At 56.8% G+C, this 8,053-nt stretch carries 5 protein-coding genes; 3 read left to right on the forward strand and 2 right to left on the reverse strand.

Annotation, left to right across the window (positions count from 1 at the left end):
• Nucleotides 1–275: 275 nt before the first annotated feature.
• Nucleotides 276–851: a GDP-mannose pyrophosphatase NudK gene (nudK, locus tag HX778_RS22315; RefSeq protein WP_038480384.1), complete on the forward strand. Its 576-nt coding sequence runs from the start codon at nucleotides 276–278 to the stop codon at nucleotides 849–851.
• 144 nt (nucleotides 852–995) lie between these two features.
• Nucleotides 996–2,039 (forward strand): DUF1176 domain-containing protein, encoded by a 1,044-nt coding sequence (locus tag HX778_RS22320; protein WP_176983095.1) that lies wholly within the window; start codon nucleotides 996–998, stop codon nucleotides 2,037–2,039.
• Nucleotides 2,040–2,101: 62 nt separating this feature from the next.
• Here HX778_RS22320 and tkt read toward each other — a convergent pair whose 3' ends face one another.
• Nucleotides 2,102–4,102, reverse strand: a complete 2,001-nt coding sequence (gene tkt / locus HX778_RS22325) for a transketolase (protein WP_176983096.1) — start codon at nucleotides 4,100–4,102, stop codon at nucleotides 2,102–2,104.
• A gap of 18 nt (nucleotides 4,103–4,120) precedes the next feature.
• On the reverse strand, nucleotides 4,121–5,071 hold the full coding sequence (gene tal / locus HX778_RS22330) for a transaldolase (RefSeq protein WP_176983097.1): 951 nt from the start codon (nucleotides 5,069–5,071) through the stop codon (nucleotides 4,121–4,123).
• A gap of 256 nt (nucleotides 5,072–5,327) precedes the next feature.
• On the opposite strand from tal, the gene maeB reads away from it, so the two are divergent.
• Entirely contained in the window at nucleotides 5,328–7,607 is a 2,280-nt protein-coding gene (maeB, locus tag HX778_RS22335; protein ID WP_176983098.1) for an NADP-dependent oxaloacetate-decarboxylating malate dehydrogenase, read from the forward strand.
• Nucleotides 7,608–8,053 lie beyond the last annotated feature (446 nt).

Genomic DNA, 8,053 nt, shown 5'->3' on the forward strand with positions numbered 1-8,053 from the left:
ACCCCGAATGTTTGGGTGATGGCCGGTGGGTTTACCGCTTCAGCGGCGATGAGCTCGCCGGGCGCCGGGGGTCGTCAGGGGGCATGGCGTAATGCCACCTGACACGTTCACCGTTTACAGTGGTGACAGAAATAAATGATGTTACGGTGAACGGAAAAACTGCAAACTAATATATTCCCACTCGGAACACCCCAAAAAACACACCTCACGCCACGCGACAACGCTCACAGAACGTCATATGATTATTGGCTCCCTTACCGCCTTGTGGAGACCGTATGTCGTTACGTATTGAAGTCATCAAAGATAAAGTCCTGTCTGATAACTACTTCATCCTGCGCAATATTACCTATGACCTGTCTCGTAACGGGGCTGAAAGCGTGCGTCATAAACGCGAAGTTTATGACCGGGGCAACGGCGCGACCATCCTGCTTTACAACCGTGAAAAGCAAACCGTAGTGCTTACCCGGCAATTCCGCGTCGCAACCTGGGTCAACGGCAATGAAGATGGCATGCTGATTGAAGCCTGCGCCGGACTGCTGGATGCCGACGAGCCGGAAGTCTGCGCCCGCAAAGAGGCGATGGAGGAAACCGGCTTTCAGGTCGGAGACGTCGAGAAAGTCTTTGAGCTGTATATGTCTCCCGGCGGCGTGACCGAAATCGTCTATTTCTATCTGGCCGAGTACAGCGAGGCGCAGCGAGAAGGGGCCGGCGGTGGCGTGGAGGATGAAGATATCGATGTGCTGGAAATCCCCTTTAGCCAGGCGATGGCGATGGTACAAAACGGTGAAATTCGTGACGGTAAGACGGTGATACTGCTGCAGCAGCTGCAGTTACGCAATGTGATGGAATAAAGCGCCTTAAAATCAGCTTATTGCGATTTTTAATATTGCTATAAATCTATCCGACAAATCCGATTGAGCAGGCCGACTCGTGAGCCGAAGATACGTGCCACCATCGTACGTTTTTCACGCTTCGCTTTTTAGGGCCAGCCTTCAATGTTCTATCGGATATCCCCTTTGCTTATGTTTGCGCTGCTGGTGGCTAATGCTGCGTTTGCCGCGCCGGCGCAAAAGCAGTTTTCCGACTGGCAGGTGACCTGCAATAACCAAAATTTCTGTAGCGCCCGTAATACCGGGCTGCATCAGGGGCTGGTGATGACGCTTTCTCGCGGCGCGGGGGCGCGCAACGACGTTAACCTGCGCATCGACCTCGGAAATCTGGAGAGTGCGGACGTTAAAGTCCCGCCCGTTGAACCACGCTTAAGGCTGGACGGGGAACCTATTGTGCTCCAGCAAAATGAGTGGAAAATCTCTCCTCACCATTTGATGACCAATAATCCGGAAGCGATTAACGGCCTGCTAAACGCCATCGGTAACGGCGATAAGGTCACGCTTGCTGACGGTGCCGGGGTGATTTCTCTCAGCGGTTTCAAAGCGGCGCTGCTGTTTATCGACAGCCAGCAAAAACGCACTGGCAGTGAAACTGCATGGATTAAGAAAGGTGACGCCCCGCCGCTGAGCGTACCTCCGGCTCCGCCGCTAAAAGAAGTTACTGCCTCAATGGCCGCGCCAGGGCCGCTTTCACATGATGAGCTTAACGATCTGCTGGATTACGGCACATGGCGGATGAATAACAGCCAGTGCTCTCTCGATCCTCTGCGCCGTGAAGTGCGCGTTTTCCCTCTGACCGACGACAAAGCGCTGATGCTCACCAGCTGCGAGGCCGGAGCCTATAACGTGGTGTACCTGGCCTGGGTTGTTTCCCGGCAGAAGCCGTTTGTGGCGAGGGCGATTCGCCTGCGCCTGCCCTTTATGCCGGACAGCGGCAGCACCGACCTGGAATTAATGAACGCAGGGTTTGACGAACACGGCAAAGAGTTAACGACTTTGGCTAAAGGCCGTGGGCTGGGGGATTGCGGCGTGGCAACGCGCTGGCGCTATGACGGGCAGCGTTTCCGTCTCGTTCGCTATGCCGAAGAGCCGGCCTGTGACGGCTGGCATAAAGCGGGCGGCTGGCCCACGCTGTGGGTTACCAAATAGGGTCGATGCATTGATCTAAAAGAATGCCCTCTCCCCGAAAGAAGAGGGCTGCAAGAGCAGGACTATTTTCTCGCCAGCGATTTTTTCGCCGTGGCCACGATGTTCTCTACCGTAAAGCCAAAGAATGGGAACAGCTTCCCGGCAGGGGCGGACTCGCCGAAGGTTGTCATGCCGACAATACCGCCCTTAAGGCCAACGTATTTGTACCAGTAATCGGCAATACCAGCCTCTACCGCCACGCGAGCCCGCACTTCATAAGGCAGAACGGACTCCTGATACTCTTCATCCTGGGCGTCGAAAACGTCGGTGGACGGGATAGATACCACGCGAACTTTATGCCCCTCCAGGCTCAACACCGCAGCGGCTTCGACGGTTATCTCGACCTCTGAGCCGGTAGCAATCAGGATGATATCCGGCTTGCCGTCGCTGTCCTTCAGAATATAGCCCCCGCGGCTAATGGCCTTCAGCTGCTCGGGCGTACGCTCCATCTGGGCAAGGTTCTGGCGAGAGAGGATTAACGCCGTAGGCCCGGTCTGGCGCTCAAGCGCGGTTTTCCAGGCGACGGCGGCTTCAACCTGGTCGCAAGGGCGCCATGTGCTGAAGTTTGGCGTCAGGCGCAGGCTGGCAAGCTGCTCAACGGCCTGGTGCGTCGGGCCATCTTCCCCAAGACCGATGGAATCATGGGTATACACCATTATCTGCCGCGCTTTCATCAACGCCGCCATACGCGCTGCGTTACGGGCGTATTCCACAAACATCAGGAAGGTGGCGGTATAAGGGATAAAGCCACCGTGCAGGGCAATGCCGTTGGCGATGGCGGTCATGCCGAACTCGCGCACGCCGTAGTGGATGTAATTCCCGGCGGTATCTTCTTTAATCGACTTTGAGCCTTTCCAGATGGTCAGGTTGCTCGGGGCCAGGTCGGCGGAACCGCCCAGCAGTTCCGGCAGCGATGGGCCGAAGGCGTTGAGCGCATTTTGCGAAGCCTTACGGGTAGCAATTTTGTCCGGGTTGGCCTGCAGCTGTTCGATGTACTTCTGGGCGGTTTTCTGCCAGTTATCCGGCAGCTTGCCTTCGGTACGACGCTTAAATTCGGCGCTCAGGGTAGGGTGAGCTTTGGCGTAGGCGGCAAATTTCTCTTTCCAGGCCGCTTCGGCTTTTTCACCCGCCTCTTTGGCATTCCAGGCATGATAAACATCTTTAGGAATTTCAAACGGCGGGTATTTCCAGCCCAGTTGCTTCCGCGCCAGGGCGACTTCTTCTTCACCGAGCGGCGCGCCGTGAGCCTCTTCCTTGCCCGCTTTGTTTGGTGAGCCAAAACCAATCACGGTGCGGCAGACGATCAGCGAAGGTTTGTCCTTCACGCTCTGCGCTTCTTTGATGGCTTTTTTCAGCGCTTCCGGGTCGTGACCGTCTATCTCATGGATCACGTGCCAGTGATAGGCCTCGAAGCGTTTTGCCGTGTCGTCGGTAAACCAGCCGTCGGTTTCCCCGTCGATGGAAATTCCGTTGTGATCGTAGAAGCCGATCAGCTTGCCCAGGCCCAGCGTCCCGGCCAGGGAAGAGACTTCGTGGGAAATCCCTTCCATCAGGCAGCCGTCGCCCATGAACACGTAGGTGTAGTGGTCCACGATGTCATGGCCGGGTTGGTTAAACTGCGCGGCCAGCGTACGCTCGGCAATGGCCATCCCCACGGCGTTAGCTAACCCCTGCCCAAGCGGGCCAGTGGTGGTTTCCACGCCGGGGGTATAGCCGACTTCCGGGTGGCCCGGCGTTTTGGAGTGAAGCTGGCGGAAGTTTTTCAACTCCTCCAGCGGCAGGTCATAGCCGCTCAGGTGCAGCAGGCTGTAAAGCAGCATTGACGCATGGCCGTTCGACAGCACAAAGCGGTCGCGGTTGGCCCAGTGCGGGTTAGACGGATTGTGGCTGAGGAAGTCATTCCACAGCACCTCGGCGATATCAGCCATACCCATGGGCGCACCGGGGTGGCCGGAATTGGCTTTCTGGACAGCATCCATACTGAGGGCGCGAATGGCGTTGGCAAGCTCTTTACGTGATGACATGTTTCACTCCAGGTCTTGTTAAAGTTTGGCGGCGAGCAGGTCTTCCAGTTTGCGTTGGTCTATGGCGAACAGGCGGATCCCTTCGGCCAGTTTTTCGACGGCCATAGCGTCCTGATTGTGTTCCCAGCGGAATTCAGCTTCGCTCAGTGGGGCCGGGCGGCGGAAGCCCTGTGAGAATGGGATCAGCTTACGCACAACCTCTTCTTCGCTGTCCTGCAGCTGTTGCAGCAGGTTTGGCGCGATGGTCAGCCTGTCGCAGCCCGCCAGCGCAAGGATTTGCTCGGTGCGGCGGAAGCTGGCGCCCATGACGATGGTTTCATAGTTATGTTGCTTGAAATAGTCGTAGATATTGCGCACGGATTTCACGCCCGGATCTTCTTCTACCACATAAGGATCCATCGGCTTGCGTGCCTGATACCAGTCGTAAATGCGTCCCACGAACGGGGAAATCAGGAAGACGCCAGCCTCTGCGCAGGCGCGTGCCTGAGCAAACGAGAACAGCAGAGTCAGGTTGCAGTTGATGCCTTCTTTCTGCAGCTCTTCCGCCGCGCGGATCCCTTCCCAGGTTGAAGCCAGCTTGATAAGAATGCGGGACTTGTCGATCCCCTGCTCGGCGTACAGCTCAACCAGGCGACGAGCCTTGCTGATACTTTTTTCTTTGTCATAGGACAGACGGGCATCCACTTCGGTGGACACGCGCCCCGGAATGCTTTTCAGAATTTCCGCACCCACGTTGACCGCCAGTTTGTCACTAGCTTCCGCCACAATTTGCTCCCTGCCGCCGCCGCGCTGCTTGCCATAGGCCAGCGCGTCATCAATAAGCGGCTGATATTGCTCAAGTCCTGCGGCTTTTAACAACAGTGAAGGGTTGGTGGTGGCGTCTTCAGGCTGGTAGTGGCGAATAGAGTCGATATCACCGCTGTCGGCAACCACGGTGGTGTACTGCTTAATGCTGTCTAGCTGATTCATTACTATCTCCTTGAAAAGCAACGTCTTACCTGAGCGTTCCGTGTCGCTCGCCGTGAAAATTCATTCTTTGCATAACCCAAAAGCATAGCAGATGGGCGGCGATGACGGGGCGGCCGCTAACATTGGTTCTATAGTTAGCTAACAATAATTACGCCTAATCTTAATAGTATGGCTACCTTCAAAGTTTGCGAAACGTGCCCGCGGGATACTACGTGGCTGACGTAACAATAAAGAAGAGCCAAAAAGGAACGATGCAATGGATGAACAACTGAAGCAAAGTGCCCTCGATTTCCATGAATTTCCGATCCCGGGGAAAATCCAGGTTTCTCCGACCAAACCGCTGGCCACCCAGCGCGACCTGGCGCTGGCGTACTCACCTGGCGTAGCGGCGCCTTGCCTTGAAATTGAAAAGGACCCGCTCGCCGCCTACAAGTACACCGCGCGCGGCAACCTCGTTGGCGTCGTCTCGAACGGCACCGCGGTGCTAGGGTTGGGCAACATCGGCGCGCTGGCGGGCAAGCCGGTGATGGAAGGTAAGGGCGTTCTGTTTAAAAAATTTGCCGGTATCGACGTCTTCGATATCGAAATTGATGAGATGGATCCGGACAAGCTGGTCGACATTGTTGCCGCGCTGGAGCCAACCTTTGGCGGCATCAACCTGGAAGATATCAAAGCGCCTGAGTGCTTCTACATCGAGCAGAAGCTGCGCGAGCGGATGAACATTCCGGTATTCCACGATGACCAGCACGGTACCGCGATTATTTGTACTGCGGCGGTGCTTAACGGCCTGCGCGTAGTGGAAAAGAACATTTCCGACGTGCGGCTGGTGGTATCAGGCGCGGGAGCTTCCGCTATCGCCTGTATGAACCTGCTGGTTGCGCTGGGCATGCAGAAACACAACATCGTGGTCTGCGACTCGAAGGGCGTTATCTATAAAGGCCGCGAAGAGAACATGGCGGAAACCAAAGCCGCCTATGCCGTGGAAGACAGTGGCAAGCGCACGCTGGACGACGTGATTGAGGGCGCGGATATCTTCCTCGGCTGCTCCGGCCCGAAAGTGCTGACCCAGGATATGGTGAAGAAGATGGGCAAGGCGCCGCTGATTCTGGCGCTGGCTAACCCTGAGCCTGAAATTCTGCCGCCGCTGGCAAAAGAAGTGCGCCCTGAAGCGATCATCTGTACCGGCCGTTCTGACTACCCGAACCAGGTGAACAACGTGCTGTGCTTCCCGTTCATCTTCCGTGGCGCGCTGGACGTTGGCGCGACGGCGATTAACGAAGAGATGAAGCTGGCCGCCGTTCACGCGATTGCAGAGCTGGCTCACGCCGAGCAGAGCGACGTTGTCGCCTCCGCCTACGGCGAGCAGGAGCTGACGTTTGGCCCGGAATACATCATTCCTAAGCCTTTTGACCCGCGTCTGATCGTCAAGATTGCACCGGCTGTGGCGAAGGCGGCGATGGACTCTGGCGTGGCCACACGTCCTATTCAGGATTTCAACGCCTACAGCGAGAAGCTGGAAGAGTTTGTCTACAAAACAAACCTGTTTATGAAGCCTATTTTCTCCCAGGCGCGCAAAGAGCCGAAGCGCGTGGTGTTAAGCGAAGGGGAAGAAGCTCGCGTGCTGCACGCGACGCAGGAACTCATCACCTTGGGGCTGGCGAAACCAATCCTGATTGGTCGCCCAAGCGTTATCGAAATGCGCATCAAAAAGCTGGGGCTGCAAATTCAGCCGGGCAAAGATTTTGAGATCGTGAACAACGAATCCGATCCGCGCTTTAAAGAGTACTGGCACGAGTACTACAACATCATGAAACGCCGGGGGATCACCCAGGAACAGGCGCAGCGCGCGGTGATCAGCAACACCACGGTGATCGGGGCGATCATGGTGCATCGCGGCGAGGCGGATGCCCTGATTTGCGGGACTATCGGCGAGTACCACGAGCACTTTGACGTGGTCGAGAAGCTGTTCGGCTACCGCGAAGGCGTGAAAGCGGCCGGGGCAATGAACGCGCTGCTGCTGCCGAGCGGCAACACCTTTATCGCCGACACCTACGTGAACGATGACCCAACGCCGGAAGAGCTGACGGAAATCACCCTGCTGGCGGCGGAAACGGTGCGCCGCTTCGGCATTGAGCCGAAGGTTGCGCTGCTGTCCCACTCCAACTACGGCTCATCCAACAGCAAAGCGGCCTGCAAAATGCGCCAAACTCTGGAACTGGTTCGCGAGCGCGCGCCGGAACTGGAAATTGACGGAGAGATGCACGGGGACGCGGCGCTGGTCGAAAGTATTCGTCATGAGCGCATGCCGGACAGCCCGCTGAAAGGTTCGGCCAACATTCTGATCATGCCGAACGTTGAGGCCGCGCGCATCAGCTATAACCTGCTGCGTGTTTCAAGCTCTGAAGGGGTAACCGTTGGGCCGGTGCTGATGGGCGTGGCGAAGCCTGTTCACGTGCTGACGCCGATTGCTTCTGTACGCCGTATCGTGAATATGGTGGCGCTGGCGGTCGTGGAGGCGCAAACCGCACCGCTGTAATTGAGCTTCGCTTCACCCCGACAACGGGGTGAAGCGAGCACTAATGCTCCCCTCTCCCTCAGCTGCCTCTTAGTCACATTTTCCTTTCAAATCTTCCGGGAGATATCTTTCTCTCCGCAGTTATTCCGTTCACCCGTAAATCAGTTTCCCCCTGCACGTTCAGAGTACGGTGAACGTGTCCGGGGGATAACGCCATCCCCCGGACAGCCCCGGCGCCCGGCGAGCTCATCGCCGCTGAAGCGGTAAACCCACCGGCTATCACCCAAACATTCGGGGTCGTTCGCGATTCGTTCCCGACGATCGCTCTCTTTCGCTGCTCCCGGCAGCTCAACCCCGCCTGAGTTGGGTCATAACCGGGGGCGATGAGAGCCGGGGACAAATCCACCCTCACCCCAGCCCTCTCCCCAAAGGGGCGAGGGAGAAAACAAAAGCTATGGGAAACATTG

Source organism: Cedecea sp. P7760, from assembly GCF_013386425.1.
Classification (GTDB): Bacteria; Pseudomonadota; Gammaproteobacteria; order Enterobacterales; family Enterobacteriaceae; genus Cedecea; species Cedecea selenatireducens.

What these genes read in the sequence shown, in the direction of transcription:
- nudK (WP_038480384.1), top strand. Translation starts at nt 276, where the DNA reads ATGTCGTTACGTATTGAAGTCATCAAAGATAAAGTCCTGTCTGATAAC.
- HX778_RS22320 (WP_176983095.1), top strand. Translation starts at nt 996, where the DNA reads ATGTTCTATCGGATATCCCCTTTGCTTATGTTTGCGCTGCTGGTGGCT.
- tkt (WP_176983096.1), bottom strand. Translation starts at nt 4,102, where the DNA reads ATGTCATCACGTAAAGAGCTTGCCAACGCCATTCGCGCCCTCAGTATG.
- tal (WP_176983097.1), bottom strand. Translation starts at nt 5,071, where the DNA reads ATGAATCAGCTAGACAGCATTAAGCAGTACACCACCGTGGTTGCCGAC.
- maeB (WP_176983098.1), top strand. Translation starts at nt 5,328, where the DNA reads ATGGATGAACAACTGAAGCAAAGTGCCCTCGATTTCCATGAATTTCCG.